Genomic DNA, 23,027 nt, shown 5'->3' with positions numbered 1-23,027 from the left:
AGGGGTTCGAGACCCCGCCCCGTTTCCGGTTCCGCGTCAAGGGTGGGTAGTGGCCATGGCTGTTCCGCGTCGTCAGACGAGCGTCTTCGCGTCTGGGTCCCGTCTCGAACCCGCTGTCGGCGTCAAGGCCGAGTGGCTGGACCAGATCTTCGTCGGCGACTGCGTCGCGGCGCTGGAGAAGCTGCCGAAGCAATCGGTGGACGTGATCTTCGCGGATCCGCCGTACAACCTGCAGCTCGGCGGCGATCTCACCCGGCCCGACCAGTCCAAGGTGGACGCGGTCGACGACGAGTGGGACCAGTTCGAAAGCTTCGAGGCCTATGACGCCTTCACCCGCGCCTGGCTGCTCGCCTGCCGGCGGGTGCTGAAGCCGAACGGAACCATCTGGGTGATCGGCTCCTACCACAACATCTTCCGCGTCGGGTCCGTCATGCAGGACCTCGGCTTCTGGATGCTGAACGACATCGTCTGGCGCAAGGCCAACCCGATGCCGAACTTCCGCGGCAAGCGCTTCACCAACGCCCACGAGACCATGATCTGGGCGTCGAAGTCCAAGGACGCGAAGAGCTATACGTTCAACTACGAGGCCATGAAGGCGTTCAACGACGATCTTCAGATGCGCTCCGACTGGATGCTGCCGATCTGCACCGGCCACGAGCGGCTGAAGGACGAGCGCGGCGCCAAGCTGCACCCGACCCAGAAGCCGGAGGCGCTGCTCTATCGGGTGCTCCTGTCGTCCACCAACGCCGGCGACGTGGTGCTGGACCCATTCCTCGGCACCGGCACCACGGCGGCCGTCGCCAAGCGGCTCGGCCGGCACTTCGTCGGCATCGAGCGGGACCGCACCTACGCGGCCCATGCCCGCGAACGTGTGGACGCGGTCGAGCCGGCGCCGGACCACGTGGTGCATCCGGTGACGCCGAAGCGGGCCGAGCCCCGGATCCCGTTCGGCACCCTGCTGGAGAGCGGCCTGATCGCGCCGGGTGAACGCCTCACCGACGCCCGCCGCCGCTATGTGGCGGAGGTGCGCGCCGACGGATCGCTGGCGGTGTCCGGCGAGGTGGGCTCCATCCACCGCATGGGTGCGCGGGTGCAGGGACTGGACGCCTGCAACGGCTGGACGTTCTGGCACATGGAAGTCGGCGGCGCGCTGCAGCCCATCGACGTCCTGCGCGGTGAGATCCGCCGCCGGATCGGCACGATGGGCGCCTGAAGCGTCGGCCTTGTTCCCGAAATAAAGAGGCCCTCCCGTTGGGGAGGGCCTAAGAATAAATAAGAGTAATACTCTGGCCTCGATCTGCACAACGCAGGATCACCGCGGCAACACCTCTCTTGTACACGTCCCGGGTGAACGGGTCGTGAAGAAACGTGAAGCGAGGCGACGCGCCGACGGCGCGCGTCATCAGCAATGCTGATCCGCCGAAGGGCGATTGTGAAAAGCAAGACTGGTGCGGCTATTCCTGCCCGCCTCCGGAACGCCCCGGACGTCAGCGGCGCCGAGTCGATCCCGGAATCGCCGCCTCCACCGCCTTCTTCATCACTGTCGGCAGGGCCTCCCCGGCGATGTCGCCGGGCGCCGACCACCAGCAGCCGTCCGGCGCGGGCGCGTCCGACGTGGCCCGCACGACGCTGAGCTTCAGGTGGAAGTGGGTGAACGTGTGCTCCACCAGTCCGGACACCGGCGTCCAGGCGGCCGCGAGGGGCGCGGCGGCGAGCGGATCGGCCGCCGGCGCCTCGGTCCAGTCGGTGCCGGGTAGCTCCGTCATTCCGCCGAGAAGGCCCTTGTCGCCGCGCCGGCGCAGGAGCAGCGCGCCGTCCGGGCGGACCGCGGCGAACACGGTGCCGAAGCGGGTCGGCCGGTCCTTCTTCGGAGCCTTGCGCGGAAACGTCTCCTGAAGGCCCATGGCCCGGGCGGCGCAGGACGCCTGCACCGGGCACAGGCCGCAGGCCGGACGCTTCGGCGTGCAGATCGTGGCGCCGAGGTCCATCACGGCCTGGGCGAAGTCGCCCGGCCGCTCGTCCGGGGTCAGCGCGTCGGCAAGCGCCCGGATCTCGGGCTTGGCGGCCGGCAGGGGCGTCTCCACCGCATGGAGGCGGCTGATCACCCGCTCCACGTTGCCGTCCACCACCACGGCCCGGCGGTCGAACGCGATCGCCGCCACGGCCGCCGCCGTGTAGGCGCCGATGCCGGGCAGGGCGCGCAGACCCTCCTCCGTGTCTGGAAACCGGCCGCCGGGGAGGGCGGCGACCGCCTCGGCGCAGGCCTTCAGGTTGCGGGCGCGGGAATAATAGCCGAGGCCGGCCCAGGCCTTCATGACGTCGTCGCGCGACGCGGCCGCCAAGTCCTCGAGCCTTGGCCAGCGGGCGGTGAACGCCTCGAAATAGCTCTTCACCGCCGCCACGGTGGTCTGCTGCAGCATCACCTCCGACAGCCAGATCCGGTAGGGGTCCGGCAGCACGCCCACGGCCCGGTCCTCCGGCGGCACGCGCCAGGGCAGGCGGCGGGCGTGCCGGTCGTACCAGGCGAGAAGCGCGGCGGAATCGGGAGCGGGCAGGGCCATCGCGGCAGGGATGGCGCGCCCCGGTGTGGATTGCAAGGGCAACCGGGTCTCGGCGTCCCGGCGGGCTCAGCCGTCCGCGATTGCGGTGTTGACAAACGGGGTCGCCGGCGGGCTCATCATGGATCATGACCAAGCGCCAGGACGGGCCGACCGTCGCCGCCGATCCCGCTCCGAAATACGCCTTCAAGGGCGCCCGGCCGCTCGCCGACATCGTGGGCGGCGCGCTTACGGTCGCGTGCCGCCGGCGCGGGTTCGCGACGGTCGACATCGTGGCCCATTGGCCGGACATCGTCGGGCCGGCCTATGCCCAGTGCACCTCGCCGGACCGGCTCTCCTGGGCCAAGCGGCCGAAGGGCCTGATCACGGAGGACGAGCACGAGCCGGCGGTGCTCACGGTCCGCTGCTCCGGCGCCGCGGCGCTGCGCTTCACCCACGAGCTGCCGCAGGTGGTGGAGCGCATCAACATGTTCTTCGGCTACCGCTGCGTCGGCCGCATCAAGATCCTGCAGCTCCCCGTCGCCCGGGTGGAGAAGCCGAGGCGCCCGACCCTCGGCCCCATTTCCCGGGAGGCGGAGGCGTCGGTCCGCGCGGCGGCCGAGGGCTTTGAGGACGAGGCGCTCCGCGCCGCGATCGAGCGTCTCGGGCTCGCCGTCGCCGGCCGGGCGGCGCGACCGGTGAAGGCCCGCTGACGGCTCTCGGATCGGCGCGGGCGTTCACGAAAAGCTGACCGGCGACATCGCTTCGCACCGGCCATGCCTTTGAAATCACCGGGCGGATGCCATAGTTTCGACCCCATGGAACACCAAGGTCGACCCTCAATGAAGGTCGACCGGCCGCCGAGGCGCGGCCGAACGGAGGATGACGAGGACGATGATGACCCGCCGCCGCTTTCTGGTGACCGCCGGCACCACCGCACTGGCGCTCGCCCTGGTGCCGTCCTTCCCCTTCGCGGCCTTCGCCCAGGACGCGACCGTGGACGTCGGGGAGCTGATGGCCCCCGGCCCGCTGCCGGAGAAGGCGCTCGGCGATCCGAACGCCAAGGTCACCATCGTGGAATACGCGTCCATGACCTGCGGCCACTGCGCCGCCTTCCACGAGAAGACCTATCCGCAGCTGAAGGCCGACTATATCGACACCGGCAAGGTCTATTTCGTCCTGCGCGAGTTCCCGCTCGACCCGCTGGCGGCGGCCGGCTTCATGCTCGCCCGCAACGCCATGGGCGACAAGTATTTCGACGTGGTGGACCTCCTGTTCGAGAAGCAGCGCGACTGGGCCTATTCGGACGACCCGGTGACGGCGCTCCGCACGCTCGCCAAGCAGTTCGGCTACACCGACGCCACCTTCGAGCAGACGCTCTCCGACCAGGCGCTGCTGGACAAGATCAACCAGGTGCGGGCGCGCGGCTCCGACGAGTTCGGCGTCAACTCCACGCCGACCTTCTTCATCAACGGCCAGCGTCACCGGGGCGCCATGTCGCTGGAGGAGCTCGCGAAGGTCGTCGACCCGATGCTGGCGGGCTGAGATCGTTAAAAATCCGTTGATAGAGGCTGCGGCCGGCGAACGCGACCTTGTTGGGCGCATCCGCCGGCCGTTCTCTTTCGGGGGAGCACCGCCCGGGCCAGGGGGCGATTCGCTGGCCGACGCGACACGACGGTGGGGATGAAGTTCGAGAAGCTGCGCATCCGAGGGTTCAAGACCTTCGTGGAGCCGACCGAGTTCCTGATCGAGCCGGGCCTCACCGGCGTGATCGGGCCGAACGGCTGCGGCAAGTCGAACCTCGTCGAAGCCATGCGCTGGGTGATGGGGGAGAATTCCTACAAGAACATGCGCGCGTCCGGCATGGACGACGTGATCTTCTCCGGCTCCGGCAAGCGGCCGGCCCGCAACACCGCCGACGTGACGCTCGTCCTGCGCAACACCGACCGCACCGCGCCGGCCGCTTTCAACGACGCGGAGGTGCTGGAGATCTCCCGCCGCATCGAGCGGGAGAGCGGGTCGAACTACCGGATCAACGGCAAGGACGTGCGGGCGCGCGACGTGCAGCTCCTGTTCGCCGACGCCTCCACCGGCGCCCGTTCGCCCGCCATGGTGCGCCAGGGCCAGATCGGCGAGCTGATCGCCGCCAAGCCCACGGCGCGCCGCGCCATCCTGGAGGAGGCGGCCGGCATCTCAGGCCTCCATTCCCGCCGCCACGAGGCGGAGATGCGCCTGAAGGCCGCCGAGACCAACCTGACCCGCCTGGACGACGTGGTGACCGAGATCGAGGCGCGGCTGGAGACCCTGCGCAAGCAGGCCCGGCAGGCGGCCCGCTACCGCGCTCTCTCCGCCGAGATCCGCAAGGCCGAGGCCACCTCGGCGTGGCTGCGCTGGTCCGAGACCGACACCGCCGCCATGGACGCCGAGCGCGCGGTGACCGACGGCCTCTCCCACGCGGCCGAGCGGCAGGCGGCCCAGGCCGAGACGGCGCGCCTGCAGGCGATCGCCGCGCACCGGCTGCCGGCCCTTCGCGACGAGTCGGTGCGCGCGGCGGCGGCCCGGCAGCGGCTCTCCCAGGCGCTCGCGGATTCCGAGGCGGAGGAGAGGCGCGTGCGGGCGCGCATCGCCGACCTCACCCGCCGCGCAGGTGAAATCCTGCGCGACCGCGACCGCGAGGCCGCGCTCGTGGCCGACAACGACGCCCGGCTCGCCGCGCTCGTCGCGGAAGCCGAGGATCTGGCCGCCGCCGCCGAGGAGGACGGCGCCCTGCAGGAGGAAGCCGCCGCTCGCCGCGCCGAGGCGGAGGACGCGGCCGCCGGCCTCGAGGCGCGTCTCTCCGAGGCGACCCGCGCCCACGCCGAAGCCGTCGCCCGGCGCGACGCGCTCGCCCGCGAGCGCCGGGACGCGGTCGACCGCATGGCCCGGCTGCAGCGGGATCTCGCCGCCCTCGACGGCGACCTCGCCGCCATCCGCGCCCGCCTCGACGGCGAGAGCGAGATCGCCGAGGCGCGGGACGAGGCGGAGATCGCCGCCGAGCAGCTCGTCGAGGCGGAGGTCATGGCCGAGACGGCCGACGCCGCCGCCGCGGAGGCGGAGGCCGCCGAGCGGGCCGCACGCGCGCCGCTCGCCGACGCGGAGAAGCACCAGAACCGGCTGGACACCGAGGCGAGGACGCTTGCCAAGGTGCTCAACCTGGAGATCGGCGCCCTCTTCCCGCCGCTCGTCGACCAGCTGACCGCGGCGGCGGGCTACGAGCTCGCCCTCGGCGCCGCTCTCGGCGACGACATCGAAGCCTCCATCGACACGGCGGCGCCGGCCCACTGGGCCGATCCCGGCCCGGCGGACGGGGACCCGCCGCTGCCGGACGGCGCGGCGCCGCTGTCCCGGTTCGTGAAGGGGCCGGCGCTGGTCCAGCGTCGCCTCGCCCAGATCGGCGTGGTCGACCGGCGGGACGGACCGCGCCTGCGCCTCCTGCTCGCGCCCGGCCAGCGGCTGATCAGCCAGGAGGGCGACCTTTGGCGCTGGGACGGCTACGTGGCCGTCGCCGGCGCGCCGACGCCTGCCGCCCAGCGCCTCGCCTCGCGCAACCGCTTAGCCGAACTGGACGCCCAGCGGGCCGCGGCCGCCGCCGTGGTGGCCGAGCACCGGAAGACCCTCGCCGACGCGCAAGGCGCCGCCCGCGCCGCGGCCGACACCGCCCGCGCCGCCCGGGAGGCCGTCCGCGCCGCGAACCGGGCGCTCGCCGATGCGCGGGACCGGCTCGCCCGGGCGGAGCGCGCCTTGTCGGACGTGGTGGCGCGGCGGAGCGCCCTGGAGGGCCAGCGCCAGCGCCTCGTCGCCGATCTCGACGAGGCCCGGGGCCGCGCCGAGGAGGCCGCCGCCGCGGAGGCGGAGCTCGACGACCCGGACGCTCTCGCGGCCGCCGTGCAGGCGGCCCGGCTGGAGGCGGCGGAGGCCCGCGCCGTGCTGGCCGAAGCGCGGTCGGCGGCGGAAGCGCTGGCCCGGGAGCGCGAGATTCGCGCCCGTCGCCAGCAGGCCATCGCGGCCGAGCGGGACGGATGGTCCACCCGCGTGGCGAACGCCCGCAGCCAGCTCGACGAACTCGCCGCACGCCTCGACGAGGTGGAGACGGAGCGCGCCGAGCTGATGGACCGGCCGGACGAGATCGTCGCCGGTCGTCACCAGCTGCTGCGCGCCATCGCGGAAGCCGAGACCGCCGCCAAGGCCGCGGCCGACCGGCTGGCCGCCGGCGAGGCCGAGGAGGCGGAGGCGTCCCGCCGGGCCGCGGAGGCCCTGAAGGCGCTGTCGGAAAGCCGGGAGGGCAGGGCACGCGCGGAGGAGCGGTTCGAGGGCCTGAAGGCGCGGCGCCTGGAACTTGCCGCCGAGATCCGGGACCGGTTCGAATGCCCGCCCTTCGCCCTCAAGACCCTCGCCGAGATCAAGGACGGCGCCCCCGCGCCGGACGTGACCGGCATCGACGCGCGCCTGGAGCGGCTTCGCCAGGAGCGTGAACGTCTCGGCGGCGTGAACCTGCAGGCCGAGACCGAGGTCGCCGAGGTGGAGGCCCGCCTGGACACCATCATCCACGAGCGCGAGGACCTGATCGAGGCCATCCGCCGCCTGCGCCAGGGCATCCAGAGCCTCAACAGGGAAGCGCGGGAGCGGCTGCTCGCCGCGTTCGACCTGGTGAACGGCCACTTCCAGCGGCTCTTCAGCCACCTTTTCGGCGGCGGCGACGCCAGCCTGAAGCTGGTGGACAGCGACGACCCGCTGGACGCCGGCCTGGAAATCTTCGCCCGTCCGCCGGGCAAGAAGCCGAGCACCATGACGCTCCTCTCCGGCGGCGAGCAGGCGCTGACGGCGACGGCCCTCATCTTCGCCGTCTTCCTCACCAACCCGGCGCCGATCTGCGTGCTCGACGAAGTGGACGCGCCGCTCGACGACGCCAACGTGGAGCGCTACTGCGACCTCCTCGACGAGATGGCGCGCTCCACCGACACCCGCTTCATCGTGATCACCCACAATCCGATCACCATGGCGCGGATGAACCGGCTGTTCGGCGTGACGATGGTGGAGCGCGGCGTGTCCCAGCTCGTCTCCGTGGACCTGGAGACGGCGGAAGCCATCCGGGAAGCGGTCTGAACCGGCCCTCACACGACGACGGACCGCGCGCGCCGCCCGAGGCGGTTTTCCGCGGCATCGACCTTCGAGGAAGACCCGTGGCACCTAAATCGATAAGACTGGGGACGCGCTGCGTCAAACGGTGCACCGGCCCGGCGCGACGTCGATTTATCATGCGAAAGCAACAACTTACTGTCCGCTGGGGCGTTCTTGACAGGAAAATGGCCCATGACTATGGTGCGCGCGACTTTCGGGGTGCCCCCCAATCCCAGGATTTCAGGGCGTTTCGAGTTCGCCAAGACGTCTGTCGGGAGCCATTTCTCCTCTAGGACGCTGACGACGAGCGAGGACGCACGGTCATGGCTGAGGACAAGGCACCCAAGGGCGAACGGATCGACGCGAGACTGCACGAGCTTCGCCAGAGGCTCGACGCGGAGAAGCTTCGGGACGCGGAACGGCGCGGCGGCAGGCAGGGGGCGAACAACTCCGGCCTGGGGCAGGCGCTGAAACTGGGGTCGGAATTCGTCGCCGGCGTTCTCGTCGGCACGGGTATCGGATACGCGATCGATTACTACGCGGGCACGTCCCCGTGGGGCATGATCGTCTTCCTCCTCCTCGGCTTCGCGGCGGGCGTCCTCAACGTCATGCGCGCTGCGGGCATGGTGGCGGAACCCGATCCGCACCGGTTCAAGCGTCGCAGAGACGACAACGAGACTTGAGAATCGTCGGCGCATGGGCGAGACACGCCCGGCCGGCGACATCCGACGGCGAGTTTGAAGCGCGGCTTCGAAGCGGAGGGGACCCCGAGTGGCGAACGATCCGATCCATCAGTTCCAGATCTCGAAGATCCTCGACATCAGCATCGGCGGCGTCGATTTCTCCTTCACCAACTCGTCTCTCTTCATGGTCGCGACCGTCGCGGCCGCCACGGGCTTCCTGGCCTGGGCGACCTCCAGCCGCTCGCTGATCCCGAACCGCGCCCAGACCGTGGCCGAACTCTCCTACGAGTTCGTCGCCAACACGCTGCGCTCGTCGGCCGGCACGGAAGGCATGCGGTTCTTCCCTCTCGTCTTCTCGCTCTTCATGTTCGTGCTCGTCGCGAATCTCTTCGGCATGGTGCCCTTCTTCTTCACGGTCACCAGCCACATCATCGTCACCTTCGCCCTCGCCATGCTCGTCATCCTGACGGTGACGATCTACGGCTTCATGCGCCACGGCTTCCACTTCCTGGGGCTGTTCGTGCCGCACGGCGTTCCGGCCGCGGTGGTGCCTCTCGTCTCGGCGATCGAGGTCATCTCCTTCCTGTCCCGGCCGATCAGCCTCTCCGTCCGTCTCTTCGCCAACATGCTGGCCGGTCACATCACCCTGAAGGTGTTCGCCGGCTTCGTGGCGACGCTGACCGGCCTCGGCGCACTCGGCTTCGCCGGCGCCCTGCTGCCGCTGGCCATGACCGTCGCCCTGACGGCTCTCGAATTCCTGGTGGCTTTCCTCCAGGCCTACGTCTTCACGATCCTCACCTGCATGTATCTCAACGACGCCCTGCACCCGGGCCACTGAGATCGGGATCGACGAAGCTCATCGGCAAGACTGACCCAAGTCCCGATACGACATTTCCAAAGGAGCATCACGATGGAAGCTGAAGCTGCGAAGTACCTCGGCGCTGGTATCGCCACCCTCGGCATGGCCGGTGCCGCCCTTGGCCTCGGCAACATCTTCGGCAACTTCCTGTCGGGCGCGCTGCGCAACCCGTCGGCTGCCGATGGCCAGTTCGGCCGCCTCATCCTCGGCTTCGCCGTGACGGAAGCGCTCGGCATCTTCTCGCTGCTGATCGCGCTGCTGCTGCTCTTCGCCGTCTGATCTCAGACGGCCGTCGTCCGGGCCGCCCGCCGGCCCGGATGGCATGCAGTTCCGGATTGCAGGCCCGTCGCGATGCTCCTTCGAGAGTATGGCGACCGTCGTTTCGACACCCCGCCCGAAGCGGGGTGTCGGACTGTCGGAGGGGATGAGCCGTCCGGTTGACAGTTGATCACGCTCGCCCGTCGCCGCCGACGGCGATCGAGGAGCCGGAGCAGTCGATGACCCTGTTCATCACCCCCGCCTTCGCCCAGACGCAGCCTCCGGGTGCTCCGGAAGCCGGCGTCAACGTCCCGCCGGTGGCACCGGAATCGCCCGAACTCGGCCATGGCGCGCCGCCGGAAGGCGCCCACACCGAGATCGGCCACGAGGGCGTGGAGGACCATGGCGGAGCGTTTCCGCCGTTCGATCCCACCTATTTCGGGTCGCAGCTCCTGTGGCTGGCGATCACCTTCGGCTTCTTCTACTGGGTTCTGTCCAAGAAGCTGCTGCCGCGGCTGGGCGGCATCCTGGAAGTGCGTCAGGACCGGATCGGCGCCGATCTGGCCGAGGCCGAGCGCAGCCGCGCCGAGACCGACGCCGCCATCGCGGCCTACGAGCAGGCGCTCGCCGAGGCCCGCCAGAAGGCCGGCGTCATCGCCACCGAGACGCGCGAGCGGCTGAACGCCGACCTCGATGCCCGCCGCAAGGCGATCGAGGCGGACCTGACCGCCCGCGTCGCCGACGCCGAGACCCGCATCTCGGCCATCAAGGCCCAGGCGCTCAACGAGGTGGACGCCATCGCGACGGAGACCACCGACGCGATCGTCGCCACGCTGATCGGCCAGAGCTCGCCGGCGGAGGCCGCCGCCGCCGTCGCCACCGTCCGCAAGGGCTGAGGAGAGACACATGTTCGACGCAACCATCTGGGCCTTCGTCGGTCTCATCCTCTTCTTCGTGCTGATCGGCGCCCTCGGCGTGTTCCGCACCATCGGCACCATGCTCGACAAGCGCGGCATCATGATCGCCAACGAGCTCGATGAAGCCCGCCGCCTGCGCGAGCAGGCACAGGCTCTCCTGGTGGAGTACCAGGGCAAGCGCGCCGCGGCGGAAGCCGAGGCCGCCGAGATCGTGGAGAACGCCAAGGCCGAGGCCGCCCGCCTCGCCGCCGACGCGGAGGTCTCCCTGAAGGATCTGGTCGACCGCCGCACCAAGGCGACCGAGACCAAGATCGCCCAGGCCGAGACCCAGGCTCTCGCCGAGGTGCGCGCCTTGGCGGCCGATGTGGCCGTCCGTGCCGCCACGCAGATCCTGTCCACGAAGGTGAAGGGGCCGGTCGCCGCCGACCTCCTGACCCGCAGCATCGCCGACGTGAAGGCCCGCCTCAACTGAGGTCGATCCCTTCGCCACACATGAAAAGCCCGGCCATCGCGCCGGGCTTTTTCGTTTTTGCGCCGCTCCGCCTCGCACCCGCTCGCCCGGCCACGGGAGCGGCGGCAAAAGCTGCACTCCGGCAACAATGAAGCGCGAAGGTAAGCCCTTCAGCGACAAGGATGTTTGATCGGCAGTGCCGATATTGCCATAGACCTGCGACAGCAAGACGCCTTCTTCCGGACCTGCCACCGGCTACATGAGGAGCAAGCGGGGACTGAACCATGGCTGGACGCGCGGGGTGGGTCCGGCTGCGGGACGGTCGCGCCGCTCCTCATGGAGGCCCAATTGGAACTCGATCCGCTGATCCTGGCGCGCGTGCAGTTCGCCTTCACCATCTCCTTCCACATCATCTTCCCGGCCTTCACGATCGGCCTTTCGGCCTGGATCGCCACCCTGCTCGGGATCAGCCTGTGGACGGGCGACCCGCACTACCGCGATCTCGCGCAGTTCTGGACGAAGATCTTCGCCGTCTCCTTCGCCATGGGGGTGGTGTCCGGCATCGTGCTCACCTACCAGTTCGGCACCAACTGGAGCGCCTTCAGCCTGGCGGCCGGCAACGTGATCGGCCCGCTGATCGGCCTGGAGGTGCTCACCGCCTTCTTCCTGGAGGCGTCCTTCCTCGGCATCATGCTGTTCGGGCGCGACCGGGTCTCGCCGCAGCTCCATTTCGCCTCCGCGGTGCTCGTCGCCATCGGCACCGCGATCTCGGCCTTCTGGATCCTGTCGGCCAATTCCTGGATGCAGTATCCCGCCGGCCACGAGGTCCGCGACGGCATCGCCTATCCGGTCGACTGGTGGCAGATCATCTTCTCGCCGACCTTCCACTGGCGCTTCGTCCACATGCTGATCGCCGCCTACATCACCACCGGCTTCGTGGTGCTGGCGGTTGGGGCGCGCTTCTGGCTGAAGGGCAAGCATCTGATCGAAGCCGAGACCATGATGAAGATGGCGCTCGGCATCCTGGTGGTGCTGACCCCCGTTCAGGCGGTGGTCGGCGACTTCCACGGTCTCAACACCCTGGAGCATCAGCCCGCCAAGATCGCCGGCATGGAGGCGCACTGGGACGGCAACCACCCGGCGCCGCTGGTGCTCTTCGCCATCCCGGACGAGGAGGCGGAGATGAACCGGTTCGAGCTGGCCATCCCGAAGCTCGGCAGCCTCATCCTGAAGCACGACCTCAACGCCACCTTCCCGGGCCTGAAGCAGTTCGCCCCCGAGGACCGGCCGCCGGTGCTGCCCATCTTCATCTCGTTCCGCGTCATGGTGGGCATCGGGCTGGTGATGATCGCGCTGTCCGTGATCGGCGCCTTCAAGTGGTGGCGCGGTCACCTGTTCCGGCCCGGATGGCTGATGCAGATCTTCGCGTGGACGTGGCCGCTCGGCTTCATCGCCGTGCTGGCGGGCTGGATCACCACCGAGATCGGCCGCCAGCCGTGGGTCGCCACCGGCCTGATGCGGACGGAGGACGCGCTTTCCCCCGTCGGCGGCGTGGCGGTGCTCGTCTCGCTCGTCCTGTTCGTGCTCGTCTACGCGGTGATCTTCGTGTCCGGCGGCTACTACATCAATCGCCTCCTGGAAAAGGGGCCGGTCCGGCACATCCCGAAGGAGGACCTGCGCCCGACGCGGCCCATGGCGGCGGCCAAGGACGCCGGCCGCATCGCCCTCTCGGCGGGGGAGTGAGCCATGGAACTCGATCTTCCGCTGATCTGGGCCGGCATCATCGGCCTTGCGGTCATCCTCTACGTGGTCCTCGACGGCTTCGACCTCGGCTGCGGCATCCTCTTCCCGTTCGCCAAGGAGGAGCGGGATCGCGACCAGATGATGAATTCCGTGGCGCCCTTCTGGGACGGCAACGAAACCTGGCTCATTCTCGGCGGCGGCGGCCTGTGGGTCGCCTTTCCGGCCGCCTACGCGATCATCATGCCGGCGCTCTACGTGCCGGTGATCGTGATGCTGCTGGCCCTCATCTTCCGGGGCGTGGCGTTCGAATTCCGCTGGGTGGCGAAGCCCAACCACCAGGCGTGGGACCTCGCCTTCTGGCTCGGCTCCACCGTGGCGGCCTTCGCCCAGGGCGTGATCCTCGGCGGCATGCTCCACGGCATACGGACCGAGGACAACGCCTTCGCGGGGGGAGCCTTCGACTGGCTGTCGCCGTTCGCGATCATGTGCGGGCTCGGGGTGGTGGCCGGCTATGCGCTGCTCGGCGCCACCTGGCTCCACATGCGCGTGTCCGGGCCGCTCGAGCGGCGCTCCGCCGATTGGGCGCGCCCGCTGCTTCTCGCCATGCTGGCCTTCATCCTGGTGGTCAGCGTCTGGACCCCGCTCCAGTACGACCGCATCGCCGAGCGCTGGTTCTCCTGGCCGAACCTGCTCTACCTGTCGCCGGTGCCCGTGCTGACGGTGGTGCTCGCCGCCGTCATCTGGGTCGGCCTCGACAGGCGGAACGCCGCCGCGCCCTTCCTCGGGTCGGTGGGCCTGTTCATCCTGTCCTTCGCCGGGCTGGCGATCTCCAACTTCCCTTACCTGGTGCCGCCGGACATCACCATCTGGGACGCCGCCGCCGCGCCTGCGTCGCAGATGTTCCTGCTCGTCGCGGTGGTCATCCTGCTGCCGGTCGTGCTCGGCTACACCGTGTTCGTCTACTACACCTTCCGGGGCCGGATCGGGCCGGGCGAGGGATATCACTGAAAGCGGAGCGGGCCCGGTTCAGTCGGCCTCCTCGCCCTCGCCATCGCTCCTCAGGGGGCGGAAGCTCATCCGGTGGATGGGGCAGGGGCCGTGGGCGAGGAGGGCCGTCCGGTGCCCGGGCGTGCCGTAGCCCATGTGGCGCTCGAACCCGTAGAGCGGATAATGGCCGGCGTAGGCGCGCATCATGCGGTCGCGCGTCACCTTGGCGATGACCGACGCGGCCGCGATGGCGGCCACGTGGGCGTCCCCCTTCACGATGGCGGCGCCCTTGAGCCCGCGTTCGGCCACCGCCGGCGGCACGTCCCGCCCGTCGACGAGGACGCCGACGAGCGGCACCGGCAGGGACGCGAGCGCCCGGCCCATGGCTTCGAGCGTCGCGGCCCGGATGTTGACCCGGTCGATCAGGGCGGCCGATGCGGACGCGACCGCCACATGGTGGTCGCGGCAGATGGCCTCGAAGCAGGCCTCCCGCTCCTCGGCGGTCAACTGCTTGGAATCGGTCAGGCAATCGGGCAGATCGGCGTCGGTCAGGACCACGGCGGCGGTCACCACGGGACCCGCCCACGGGCCGCGGCCCGCCTCGTCCACGCCCGCCACCGTGCCGCGCCAGCGGCGCCGGTAGGAGTCCTCCACCCTGCGGTCGCAGACGCCGGGGAGGAGATCGGCGAAGAGGTCCGATACGGGTGATTCGAGCGCGCTCATGGGGCGGAGGGTGCCGGAAAGCGCGCCGCCGGGGAAGGGTGCCTCGGCCCGTCGCCAAGGCCGACCACGAGCGACGCGCGCCAAGACCGGCTGCGGCGCGCCTCACGCTGAAAACGGGCCGCTCCGAAAAGACCGCCCCCGCCAGACCCGCCCCGCCAGACCCGCCCCACCAGGGTCGTCCGCGCCAACGCCGCCCCGGCCGCAGCGTGTCCGGCCGCGATCGCGTCCGGCCCGCCGCCTTCAGAACAGGCTGAGCTGGACGCCGCCGTTGGTGGGCTTCTGGAAGAGTTCGGTCGTCAGCTTCACCCGGTTTTTGTTGAGGCCGAGCCGCTTGGCGGCGAGCTCGAAGCGCCGGCCGATCTGCCAGGCGTAGGGCCCGGAGCCTCGCATGCGCTTGCCCCATTCGGCGTCATAGTCCTTGCCGCCCCGCATGGACCGCAGCACGTTCATCACGTGGCGATAGCGATCCGGGAACTCGCGGAGCAGGAAGTCGCGGAAGATCTCGGATACCTCCAGAGGCAGGCGCAGCAGCACGTAGCCCGCCTCGCGCGCCCCGAAGGCGGCGGCGGCGTCCAGGATGCGCTCGATCTCGCTGTCCGTCACGCAGGGCACGATCGGCGCCACCATGACGCCGGTCGGAATGCCCGCCTCGTTCAGCTGCCGGATGGTCTCCAGCCGGCGGTGCGGGGCCGAGGCGCGCGGCTCCATGGCCCGGGCGATCTTCTTGTCGAGCGTGGTCACCGAGATGGCCACCTTGGCGAGACCCTTTTCAGCCATGGGCGCCAGTATGTCGATGTCGCGGGTGACCAGCGACGACTTGGTGACGATGCCGACCGGGTGGTTGGTCTTCGCCAGCACCTCCAGGATCGCCCGCGTGATCCGGTGTTCCTTCTCCAGCGGCTGGTACGGGTCCGTGTTGGTGCCGATCGCGATGGTCTTCGGCGTGTAGGACGGCGCCCCGAGCTCCCGCTCCAGAAGCTCGGCCGCATTGGGCTTCACGAACAGCCGGGTCTCGAAGTCGAGCCCCGGCGAGAGGCCCATGTAGGCGTGGCTCGGCCGCGCGAAACAGTAGACGCAGCCGTGCTCGCAACCCCGGTACGGGTTGATCGACCGGTCGAAGGAAATGTCCGGGCTGTCGTTCCGGGTGATGATGGAGCGCGCCCGCTCCACCTGGACGGTGGTCTTCAGGGGCGGCAGGTCGTCGGCCGAGCCCCAGCCGTCGTCGTAGGAGATCACCGTCTGCGGCTCGAACCGGGCGGCCGGGTTCACCGCCGCGCCCCGGCCGCGCCTTCGGTCGGCATGGACGGCCCGCTCCGCGAGCCCATCGGCGTGCAACGCTTCCACGTCGGGAATCCGTTCGAAGGAGAGAGGGGCGGCTCGGCTGTTCATGGTTTGATCTTAGCGCAATCCTGGAACAAGACAAGAACGTAGATGGCGCTCCGCGGCTCTGGCGCAAGCCCCTCCGCGGCCCCGGCCGCGGCGTGATCGCCTCTCGATCTCGCAGCGCAAAACCGGTAAAGCTTGCTCATGTTGACCGTTGTGATCCCGACCCTGAACGACGAGGAGCGGCTCGCGCTCACGCTGTCGGCCCTCATCCCGGCCGCGGCGGAAGGTGTCGTCCGGGAGGTGGTGATCGTCGACGGCGGGTCGACCGACGGCACGCGGCGCGTCGCCGACGCCACCGGCTGCGTCCTGGTGGAGGCGTCCGGGCCTGTCGGAACCCTTCTTCGTCGCGGCGGCGAGGCCGCCCACCGGGGCGAGTGGCTGCTGTTCCTGCGCCCCGGCGCGGTTCTGGAAAACCGCTGGGAGGCCGAGGTGGCGACGTTCGTGGAGCGCGCCGCCCGGTCGGGCCGGGCGGATACGGTCGCCGCGGTGTTCCGCTTCTCCCTCGACGAGGTCGGCTTCGGCGCGCGCGTGCGGGAGGCGGCCGTCCGGGGGCTTTCGTCGGTGACCCGGATCCCGCATCCCGGCCAGGGCCTCCTGATCTCGCGCACCTTCTACCGCCGTCTCGGCGGCTACGGCGCGCTGCCGGCCCTGGAGGACGTGGACCTTCTCCGCCGGATCGGCCGCTTCCGGCTCGCCAGGCTCAGGAGCGCCGCCGCCCAATACTCCCCGTCGGAAGGGCCGCCGCCGGCGGTCTCCTCGTTCCGTCGCCTGCGACGGGCGGTCAGCCTCGCGCTCGCGGCCCTCGCCGTTCCGCCGCGCTACCTGGTGCGGCTGCACGGCTGAGCCCCGCCGGTCGGGCCGGACGCCCGGCGGGCGTCACACGGCGGTGGACGGTCCAGCAGCTCCGGCGCCGCGCCGCATGTGCTCGTCCAGCCGCGGCATGATCTCCACGAAGTTGCACGGCATGTGGCGGTAGTCGAGCTGCGCCTTCAGGATGCCGTCCCAGGCATCCTTGCAGGCCCCGGGCGACCCCGGCAGCACGAACACGTAGGTGGCGTTCAGCACGCCGCCCGTGGCCCGCGACTGGATCGTCGAGGTGCCGATCTTGTCGTAGGAGATGCGGTGGAACACGGCCGAGAAACCGTCCATCACCTTCTCGAACAGGGGCTCCAGGGCTTCCGGCGTCACGTCCCGGCCGGTGAAGCCGGTGCCGCCGGTGGTGATCACCACGTCCACGTCGGGGGCGCTGGTGAAGCGCGTCACCACGGCCCGGATCGCATCCACGTCGTCGGGCACGATCTCGCGCCCGGCGAGCACGTGCCCGGCCTCGGCGATGCGCTCCACCAGCGTGCGGCCGGACTTGTCGTCCTCGAGGGTCCGGGTGTCCGACACGGTGACGACCGCGATCCGGACCGGGATGAAGGGCCGGCTTTCGTCGATGCGGGAAAGTGTCATGGAGGCTCCTTGGAAGCGGACTAGCCTCTACTTAAGGCCGCAGCCGGCCTGTGGCCAAGGGGAGGATGCATGGACTGGACCGCGTCGGTGGATGCCTATTGCGAGCGGACCGACCCGTCCTTCTGGGCCGAACCGCTCAACGCCGTGTCCAACCTGTCCTTCCTGCTCGCCGCGCTCTACGGCGTGCATCTCCTCGGCCGATGCAGGGAGCGGGACTTCGGACTGGCGGCGCTCTCGCTCACCGCTGCGGTCGTCGGCGTCGGCTCCTTCCTGTTCCACACGGTCGCGACCCGCTGGGCGGCGCTCGCCGACGTCATCCCCATCGCGGTCTTCATCGCGCTCGGCTTCGGGCTCGTCCTTCGCCGCCTCGTCGGTCTCGGGCCCTGGATCTCCGTCGCCGCCACCGCCGTCTTCATGGCGGCCTCCGGGCCGATCGGAGCGGCGTTCGAGCCGCTGGTCGGATCGTCGGCCGGCTATGCGCCGGCGCTCCTGGCGCTCCTCCTCATCGGCGGCTGGCTCAGCGCCCGGGGCGTGCCGAACGGCCGCTTCGTGCTCGTCGCCGGGGGCGTGTTCGCGGTGTCGCTTCTGTTCCGCATGGCGGACCTGCCGTTCTGCCAGACCCTGCCCCAGGGCACCCACGTGGGCTGGCATGTTCTGAACGGGGTGGTGCTCGCCCTCGTCATCCGTTCGGTGTGCACCTGGAACGCCGGAAAGGAGATGCGGGTCAATCGATCTAGCTGAGGCTTTCAACGACTTGGGTCCCGGCGCCCTCGTGCTAGAACGAGACAAATCAACGCAGGGAGAGCGCCCCCATGTCTGAGAATCGTCTCGTCGGTCCGGAACTCGAGGAAGCGGCGCTCTTCTTCCACAAGGAGCCGAGGCCGGGGAAGCTGGAGATCACGGCCACCAAGCCGCTCGGCAACCAGCGCGACCTGGCGCTCGCCTACTCGCCCGGCGTCGCCGCCCCCTGTCTCGCCATCGCGGCGGATCCGGCCCGGGCGGCCGACTACACCTCCCGGCAGAATCTGGTGGCGGTCGTCTCCAACGGCACCGCCGTGCTCGGGCTCGGCAACATAGGCCCGCTCGCCTCCAAGCCCGTGATGGAGGGCAAGGCGGTGCTGTTCAAGAAGTTCGCCGGCATCGACGTGTTCGACATCGAGATCGACGCGTCCACGGTGGAGCGCGTGGTGGACGTGGTGTCGGCCCTGGAGCCCACCTTCGGCGGCATCAACCTGGAGGACATCAAGGCGCCGGAGTGCTTCGAGATCGAGGCGGCCCTGCGCGAGCGGATGAGGATCCCGGTCTTCCACGACGACCAGCACGGCACGGCCATCATCGTGGCGGCGGCGGTGATGAACGCCATGGAACTCGCCGGGAAGGACCTCGGCGCCATCAAGGTGGTGGCGTCCGGGGCGGGCGCGGCGGCGCTCGCCTGCCTGAACCTCCTCGTCTCCCTCGGGGTCAACCGGGACAACATCTGGATCTCCGATCTCGAAGGCGTCGTCTACGAAGGGCGGGAGGCGCTGATGGACCGCTGGAAGGCGGTCTACGCCAAGCGGACCAACGCCCGGCATCTCGGCGACATCATCGAGGGCGCGGACGTCTTCCTCGGCCTCTCGGCCGCCGGCGTCCTCAAGCCGGACATGGTGGCCCGCATGGGCGACAGACCCCTGATCCTGGCGCTGGCCAACCCCAACCCGGAGATCACCCCGGAGGAGGCGCTCGCCGCCCGCCCCGACGCCATGATGTGCACCGGCCGGTCGGACTATCCGAACCAGGTCAACAACGTGCTCTGCTTCCCCTACATCTTCCGTGGCGCGCTCGACGTGGGCGCCACCACGATCAACGAGGAGATGAAGCACGCGGCCGTGCGGGCGATCGCGGGGCTCGCCAAGGAGGAGCCCTCGGACGTGGCCGCCCGCGCCTATGGCGGCGTCTCCGAACTGTTCGGCCCGCGCTACCTGATCCCGTCGCCGTTCGACAACCGCCTGATTCTGCGGATCGCGCCCGCTGTCGCCAAGGCCGCCATGGAGAGCGGCGTCGCCACCCGGCCGATCGCCGACTTCCCCGCCTATCTGGACCGCCTGCACCGCTTCGTGTTCCGCTCCGGCCTCGTCATGAAGCCGATCATCGCGGCGGCCAAGGGCGGCAAACGGCGGGTGATCTATTCCGACGGGGAGGACGAGCGGGTTCTGCGCGCCGCCCAGGTGGTGATCGAGGACGAGCTCGCCGAGCCGATCCTGATCGGCCGCCCGCAGGTGATCACCGCCCGCTGCGAGCGCTACGGCCTCAGGATCCGCCCCGGCCAGGACTTCGCCGTCGTGAACCCGGAGGACGACCCGCGCTATCGCGACTACGTGGACCTCTACTTCGAGCTGGTGGGCCGGCGCGGCGTGACCCCGGACGCGGCCCGAACCATCGTGCGCACCAACACCACCGTGATCGGCGCGCTCGCCGTGAAGCGCGGCGACGCGGACGCGCTGCTGACCGGGCTGGAGGGCCGGTTCATGAAACATTTGCGCGACATCCGGAACATCATCGGCCTTGCTACCGGCATCCACGAGTTCTCCGCCCTGTCGCTCCTGATCTCCAACCGGGGGCCGCTCTTCCTCACCGACACCTACGTGTCGGACGACCCGTCCCCGGCCGAGATCGCCGAGATGACCCGGCTCGCCGCCGACGAGATCCGCCGCTTCGGCCTGACGCCCCGGGCGGCGCTCCTGTCCCACTCCAACTTCGGCTCCGCCGACAGCGCCTCCGCCCGCAAGATGCAGGTGGCCCTCGCCATCCTGCGACGGACCGCGCCCGACCTGGAGGTGGACGGCGAGATGCATGGCGACGCTGCCCTCTCGCCCCAGGTTCGCCAGCGCGTAATGCCGACGTCCACCCTGAAGGGCGAGGCCAACCTTCTGGTGTTTCCCACCCTGGACGCGGCCAACATCGCCCTCGACCTCATGAAGGTGGCGGCCGACGCGCTTCACGTCGGCCCCATCCTCCTCGGCCCCGCCAGCCCCGCCCACGTGCTGACGCCCTCGGTCACCTCGCGCGGCGTGGTCAACATGACGGCCTTCGCGGCGGTGTGCGTGCGGAAGGACTGACGGGTGGAGTTGTCCCCATCTTTCTTTACCGCCGTTAACGGCGGCCATTGACAAAATTTACGATGTTTTGAAGGATGTTAGTCACGCGAGCGATCGACTCGCCTGCTGGTCGCCGGCTTCCGTGGTCGGGCCCGGTGGGGCGCGCGGGTCGGACTTCGCGTCGTACATCATCATCGGCATGCGTGACGCGTTGAGGACCGGAGGTCGTTCTCGGCGTACGGGCTGCCGCGCGTCGGTCGGTCGTCTCGCCGGGCTCCGCGCGACAGCTGCCCGGCAAGCGTATCGACCTGCGAGGGGCGGAGGCAGGATGAATTTTCTTGGTCGCAAGCGAACCCAGCCGGGCGAGGTGTACGACCTGCCGGGCGGCGGCAAGGTCATGCCGGAGGAAGCGGACCTCATGGACATCAAGCTGGGGCGCATCAACGACGCCGCCGCGGAAAGCCGTGCACCCGTGGACACCCGGGTGACCGTCGAGGATTACCGAGGCTACCAGGAGGCTGCAAGGGCCGAGCCGCCGCGGCGGCCAGACCCGTTGCCGCAGCCCGACCCGGTCGCGTCGGCCGACATGGTCCGGCCGCGACCGCAGCCGTCCGAGGGGTCGGATCGGTACGACACGGCCGAAATCCGCCGCTCAAGGGTGGTGAAGGGCCTGTCGCCTCCGGCCGAGGTGGAGTCCCGGATCCGCACCATCGCGTCCCTCACCGAGGACCTGATGGCCGACGTGCGGGGCGTGTTCCGCCAGCTGGAGATCCAGGAGGATCTCTCGTCCGCCCACGCGGACCTGCAGTCCCGCCACGAGCTGGCGTCGCTCAGCCTCCGGGACACCACGTCCCGGGCCGCCAAGCTGGAGACGGAAAACACGGACCTGCTCCGGCGGCTCCGCGATCTCCAGGCCCGCTACGAGGACGTCCAGAAGGCGAGGGACGCCTACGCGGACAGGATCACCGTCCTTAACGAAGAGGTGCAGAAGTCCTACCTGGAAGTGTCCCGCAAGCAGGATGCTCTCCGGCGCGAGGCGAACCTGCGGATGGCGACGGAGGCGAAGGCCAAGGAGCTGGCCGACCATCTCACGGCCGAACGCGCGGAGAACAGCCACCGTCGCGCTCTCCTGGAAGACACCAAGGCGGAACTGCGGATTCACTCGGCCGCGTCCGTCTCTCTCCAGGAGCGGATCGACCGGCTGACCTCCGAGTGCCACGCGGCCCGGGGCGCCCAGACCAACGCCGAGCACGACAGGGCGCAGGCCCTGGAGGCCCTCTCGGCGGCCAGCCGCTCCCTGGAGGTTCACCAGCAGCAGATCTCGGCCTTGTCGGCGAGCTTCGACACTTATCGGGAGAAGGCGAAGGACGAGCTTCACCAGAAGGACATCGCCATCGGCGGCCTGATCTCCAAGTCGAACTTCCTGGAGGAACAGGTCCGGGCGCTGCGCGAAGAGAAACGGGCCTTGTCGGTCAAGGTCCGCATGCTTCTGGAGGAGCAGGAGGCCCGGATCAGCCGATCGGACGACTACGCCATGCGCACCGGCGCCGAATAGTCGGGCCGGGGTCCTGGTCTGCGGAAGCAAAGGGCTGGTCGCCGATGATCCGGTGACCGGCCCCGTTGTCCTTGGAAGTCGCGCCGGCTGACTTGGACCTCGCCCGTCCGCGCGGGGTCATCTCTCCGCTCCGCGGCCTCGCTCCGCCCGTCGATTCGTCAGCCGGCGCTCTCGTTGGCGGCGGCGGTCATGGCGGCGCGCAAGGCCAGGAGGTCGCGCCAGACCATCCTCTTCTCCACCGGGTTGCGCAGCAGATAGGCCGGGTGGAAGGTCGGCAGCGCCTTGATCACTCGCGTGCCGGTGTCGTAGTCGAGCCAGCGACCGCGGAGCTTGCGGATGCCGGTCCGGGCCGCTTCGCCGCCGACCAGGGCTTTCGCCGGTTGGGCGCCCAGGAACACCAGGAAGTCGGGGTTCACCAGCTCTATCTGCCGGCAGATGAACGGTCGGCAGATGGCCACCTCCTGGTCGCTCGGATCCCGGTTGCCCGGCGGGCGCCAGTAGATGACGTTGGCGATGTAGGCGTCCGTCTCCCGCGACAGGTCGACGGCCTTCAGCATCCGGTCGAGCAACTGGCCGGACCGTCCGACGAAGGGGCGGCCCTCCAGGTCCTCGTCCCGGCCCGGTGCCTCACCGACGAACATCACCCGCGCCGCCGGATTGCCGTCGCCGAAGACCAGCGATTTGGCCGTGAGCTTGAGGTTGCACCCGTCGAAGCCGAGGAGGAGACGGTGCAACTCGTCCAGGCTGCGCGCCGCCGCCGCCGCCGTACGGGCGGCCATCACGGCGTCCGTGCCGGGCACGGTCGCGGCCAGCGGCGGAGCCATGGGCTGCGGCCGGCCGGCCTGGCCCGGATGGGGCCTCACCGGCTGGCCCAGTTCCGTTCGGGCGCCCGGCACGATCGAGGCCTGTCCGGGCGTTCCCGCAGGCGCCCGCCTGGCGTTGGCGGCGCGTTCCCGCTCGGCGGCGCTTTCGGCGAACCGGTCGACCGGCGCTTCGTCCAGCACCGCGTCCACGCCCATGGCGGCATACCAGTCGAGCAGCGCGAGAAGCGCGTGCTGAACGCTGGAGCTGGGCGGGAGATCGGACATGAGGAGCCTTATAGCGGCCTCGCGCAGGCCGCGCCATGGCGCCGATCCGCTCACGTCACAGAACAAGACGAGCGGCTTCCGTTGACGTAAGCGAGAGATATGGACATCATGCTGCGACAGAACAGCCCCATGAGAAAAGATGGACCGTTCG

General features: G+C 70.0%; 20 protein-coding genes. 15 read left to right on the top strand and 5 right to left on the bottom strand.

The annotated features are described in order from the left end of the window. Positions 1-55: 55 nt before the first annotated feature. A complete protein-coding gene (locus tag HND91_RS07265; protein ID WP_181705885.1) occupies positions 56-1,213 on the top strand; it encodes a site-specific DNA-methyltransferase in 1,158 nt (385 codons plus the stop codon). A gap of 274 nt (positions 1,214-1,487) precedes the next feature. On the opposite strand, the gene mutY is transcribed toward HND91_RS07265, so the two are convergent. Further along, positions 1,488-2,561, bottom strand: a complete 1,074-nt coding sequence (mutY, locus tag HND91_RS07260; protein WP_181706074.1) for an A/G-specific adenine glycosylase — start codon at positions 2,559-2,561, stop codon at positions 1,488-1,490. 125 nt (positions 2,562-2,686) lie between these two features. Between mutY and HND91_RS07255 the strand changes: the two genes are divergently transcribed. From HND91_RS07255 to cydB, 10 genes are all read left to right on the top strand, one after another. Next, positions 2,687-3,250: a DUF721 domain-containing protein gene (locus tag HND91_RS07255; protein WP_181705884.1), complete on the top strand. Its 564-nt coding sequence runs from the start codon at positions 2,687-2,689 to the stop codon at positions 3,248-3,250. A 181-nt stretch (positions 3,251-3,431) separates the two neighbouring features. Further along, a complete protein-coding gene (locus tag HND91_RS07250) occupies positions 3,432-4,082 on the top strand; it encodes a DsbA family protein (protein WP_181705883.1) in 651 nt (216 codons plus the stop codon). 138 nt (positions 4,083-4,220) lie between these two features. Beyond that, positions 4,221-7,679 (top strand): chromosome segregation SMC family protein, encoded by a 3,459-nt coding sequence (locus HND91_RS07245; RefSeq protein ID WP_181705882.1) that lies wholly within the window; start codon positions 4,221-4,223, stop codon positions 7,677-7,679. A gap of 338 nt (positions 7,680-8,017) precedes the next feature. Next, positions 8,018-8,377 carry an AtpZ/AtpI family protein gene (locus HND91_RS07240; protein ID WP_181705881.1) on the top strand — a complete coding sequence of 120 codons (360 nt, stop codon included), beginning with the start codon at positions 8,018-8,020 and terminating at the stop codon, positions 8,375-8,377. A gap of 88 nt (positions 8,378-8,465) precedes the next feature. After that, positions 8,466-9,215 carry a F0F1 ATP synthase subunit A gene (locus HND91_RS07235; protein WP_181705880.1) on the top strand — a complete coding sequence of 250 codons (750 nt, stop codon included), beginning with the start codon at positions 8,466-8,468 and terminating at the stop codon, positions 9,213-9,215. Between the two features lie 72 nt (positions 9,216-9,287). Next, entirely contained in the window at positions 9,288-9,515 is a 228-nt protein-coding gene (locus HND91_RS07230) for a F0F1 ATP synthase subunit C (RefSeq protein WP_075215780.1), read from the top strand. 224 nt (positions 9,516-9,739) lie between these two features. Further along, a complete protein-coding gene (locus HND91_RS07225) occupies positions 9,740-10,390 on the top strand; it encodes a F0F1 ATP synthase subunit B (RefSeq protein WP_425485426.1) in 651 nt (216 codons plus the stop codon). Between the two features lie 10 nt (positions 10,391-10,400). Further along, positions 10,401-10,883, top strand: coding sequence for a F0F1 ATP synthase subunit B family protein (locus tag HND91_RS07220; RefSeq protein WP_181705879.1), 483 nt, complete (start codon positions 10,401-10,403; stop codon positions 10,881-10,883). A gap of 327 nt (positions 10,884-11,210) precedes the next feature. Then, a complete protein-coding gene (locus tag HND91_RS07215) occupies positions 11,211-12,605 on the top strand; it encodes a cytochrome ubiquinol oxidase subunit I (protein ID WP_181705878.1) in 1,395 nt (464 codons plus the stop codon). Between the two features lie 3 nt (positions 12,606-12,608). Next, positions 12,609-13,613: a cytochrome d ubiquinol oxidase subunit II gene (cydB, locus tag HND91_RS07210; RefSeq protein WP_181705877.1), complete on the top strand. Its 1,005-nt coding sequence runs from the start codon at positions 12,609-12,611 to the stop codon at positions 13,611-13,613. An 18-nt stretch (positions 13,614-13,631) separates the two neighbouring features. Here the strand turns inward: cydB and HND91_RS07205 are convergent, their stop codons facing one another. Beyond that, positions 13,632-14,315 carry a ribonuclease HII gene (locus HND91_RS07205; RefSeq protein ID WP_181705876.1) on the bottom strand — a complete coding sequence of 228 codons (684 nt, stop codon included), beginning with the start codon at positions 14,313-14,315 and terminating at the stop codon, positions 13,632-13,634. A gap of 240 nt (positions 14,316-14,555) precedes the next feature. Next, positions 14,556-15,704, bottom strand: coding sequence for a PA0069 family radical SAM protein (locus HND91_RS07200; protein ID WP_181705875.1), 1,149 nt, complete (start codon positions 15,702-15,704; stop codon positions 14,556-14,558). 138 nt (positions 15,705-15,842) lie between these two features. On the opposite strand from HND91_RS07200, the gene HND91_RS07195 reads away from it, so the two are divergent. Next, entirely contained in the window at positions 15,843-16,544 is a 702-nt protein-coding gene (locus HND91_RS07195; protein ID WP_181705874.1) for a glycosyltransferase, read from the top strand. 33 nt (positions 16,545-16,577) lie between these two features. On the opposite strand, the gene moaB is transcribed toward HND91_RS07195, so the two are convergent. Beyond that, the gene (gene moaB / locus HND91_RS07190) at positions 16,578-17,156 is read right to left on the bottom strand and encodes a molybdenum cofactor biosynthesis protein B (RefSeq protein ID WP_181705873.1); all 579 of its coding nucleotides are present in this window, start codon (positions 17,154-17,156) and stop codon (positions 16,578-16,580) included. Between the two features lie 69 nt (positions 17,157-17,225). Between moaB and HND91_RS07185 the strand changes: the two genes are divergently transcribed. The 3 genes from HND91_RS07185 (at position 17,226) to HND91_RS07175 (ending at position 21,788) form a co-directional block, all read left to right on the top strand. Then, entirely contained in the window at positions 17,226-17,897 is a 672-nt protein-coding gene (locus HND91_RS07185) for a ceramidase domain-containing protein (RefSeq protein ID WP_181705872.1), read from the top strand. Positions 17,898-17,968: 71 nt separating this feature from the next. Beyond that, entirely contained in the window at positions 17,969-20,254 is a 2,286-nt protein-coding gene (locus tag HND91_RS07180; protein WP_181705871.1) for an NADP-dependent malic enzyme, read from the top strand. Between the two features lie 307 nt (positions 20,255-20,561). Then, positions 20,562-21,788: a coiled-coil domain-containing protein gene (locus tag HND91_RS07175; protein ID WP_181705870.1), complete on the top strand. Its 1,227-nt coding sequence runs from the start codon at positions 20,562-20,564 to the stop codon at positions 21,786-21,788. A gap of 158 nt (positions 21,789-21,946) precedes the next feature. Here HND91_RS07175 and HND91_RS07170 read toward each other — a convergent pair whose 3' ends face one another. Continuing rightward, a complete protein-coding gene (locus HND91_RS07170; protein ID WP_181705869.1) occupies positions 21,947-22,876 on the bottom strand; it encodes a uracil-DNA glycosylase in 930 nt (309 codons plus the stop codon). Between the last annotated feature and the right edge of the window lie 151 nt (positions 22,877-23,027).

The sequence above is a fragment of the Chthonobacter rhizosphaerae genome, assembly GCF_013839525.1.
In the GTDB taxonomy this organism is placed as follows: Bacteria; Pseudomonadota; Alphaproteobacteria; order Rhizobiales; family Pleomorphomonadaceae; genus Chthonobacter; species Chthonobacter rhizosphaerae.
The sequence above is the reverse complement of the archived record's forward strand: the minus strand, read 5'-3'. Positions and strand labels throughout refer to the sequence as shown.

What these genes read in the sequence shown, in the direction of transcription:
- HND91_RS07240 (WP_181705881.1), top strand. Translation starts at nt 8,018, where the DNA reads ATGGCTGAGGACAAGGCACCCAAGGGCGAACGGATCGACGCGAGACTG.
- moaB (WP_181705873.1), bottom strand. Translation starts at nt 17,156, where the DNA reads ATGACACTTTCCCGCATCGACGAAAGCCGGCCCTTCATCCCGGTCCGG.
- HND91_RS07170 (WP_181705869.1), bottom strand. Translation starts at nt 22,876, where the DNA reads ATGTCCGATCTCCCGCCCAGCTCCAGCGTTCAGCACGCGCTTCTCGCG.
- HND91_RS07245 (WP_181705882.1), top strand. Translation starts at nt 4,221, where the DNA reads ATGAAGTTCGAGAAGCTGCGCATCCGAGGGTTCAAGACCTTCGTGGAG.
- cydB (WP_181705877.1), top strand. Translation starts at nt 12,609, where the DNA reads ATGGAACTCGATCTTCCGCTGATCTGGGCCGGCATCATCGGCCTTGCG.
- HND91_RS07185 (WP_181705872.1), top strand. Translation starts at nt 17,226, where the DNA reads ATGGACTGGACCGCGTCGGTGGATGCCTATTGCGAGCGGACCGACCCG.
- HND91_RS07250 (WP_181705883.1), top strand. Translation starts at nt 3,432, where the DNA reads ATGATGACCCGCCGCCGCTTTCTGGTGACCGCCGGCACCACCGCACTG.
- HND91_RS07255 (WP_181705884.1), top strand. Translation starts at nt 2,687, where the DNA reads ATGACCAAGCGCCAGGACGGGCCGACCGTCGCCGCCGATCCCGCTCCG.
- mutY (WP_181706074.1), bottom strand. Translation starts at nt 2,561, where the DNA reads ATGGCCCTGCCCGCTCCCGATTCCGCCGCGCTTCTCGCCTGGTACGAC.
- HND91_RS07200 (WP_181705875.1), bottom strand. Translation starts at nt 15,704, where the DNA reads ATGAACAGCCGAGCCGCCCCTCTCTCCTTCGAACGGATTCCCGACGTG.
- HND91_RS07265 (WP_181705885.1), top strand. Translation starts at nt 56, where the DNA reads ATGGCTGTTCCGCGTCGTCAGACGAGCGTCTTCGCGTCTGGGTCCCGT.
- HND91_RS07195 (WP_181705874.1), top strand. Translation starts at nt 15,843, where the DNA reads ATGTTGACCGTTGTGATCCCGACCCTGAACGACGAGGAGCGGCTCGCG.
- HND91_RS07230 (WP_075215780.1), top strand. Translation starts at nt 9,288, where the DNA reads ATGGAAGCTGAAGCTGCGAAGTACCTCGGCGCTGGTATCGCCACCCTC.
- HND91_RS07220 (WP_181705879.1), top strand. Translation starts at nt 10,401, where the DNA reads ATGTTCGACGCAACCATCTGGGCCTTCGTCGGTCTCATCCTCTTCTTC.
- HND91_RS07205 (WP_181705876.1), bottom strand. Translation starts at nt 14,315, where the DNA reads ATGAGCGCGCTCGAATCACCCGTATCGGACCTCTTCGCCGATCTCCTC.
- HND91_RS07180 (WP_181705871.1), top strand. Translation starts at nt 17,969, where the DNA reads ATGTCTGAGAATCGTCTCGTCGGTCCGGAACTCGAGGAAGCGGCGCTC.
- HND91_RS07175 (WP_181705870.1), top strand. Translation starts at nt 20,562, where the DNA reads ATGAATTTTCTTGGTCGCAAGCGAACCCAGCCGGGCGAGGTGTACGAC.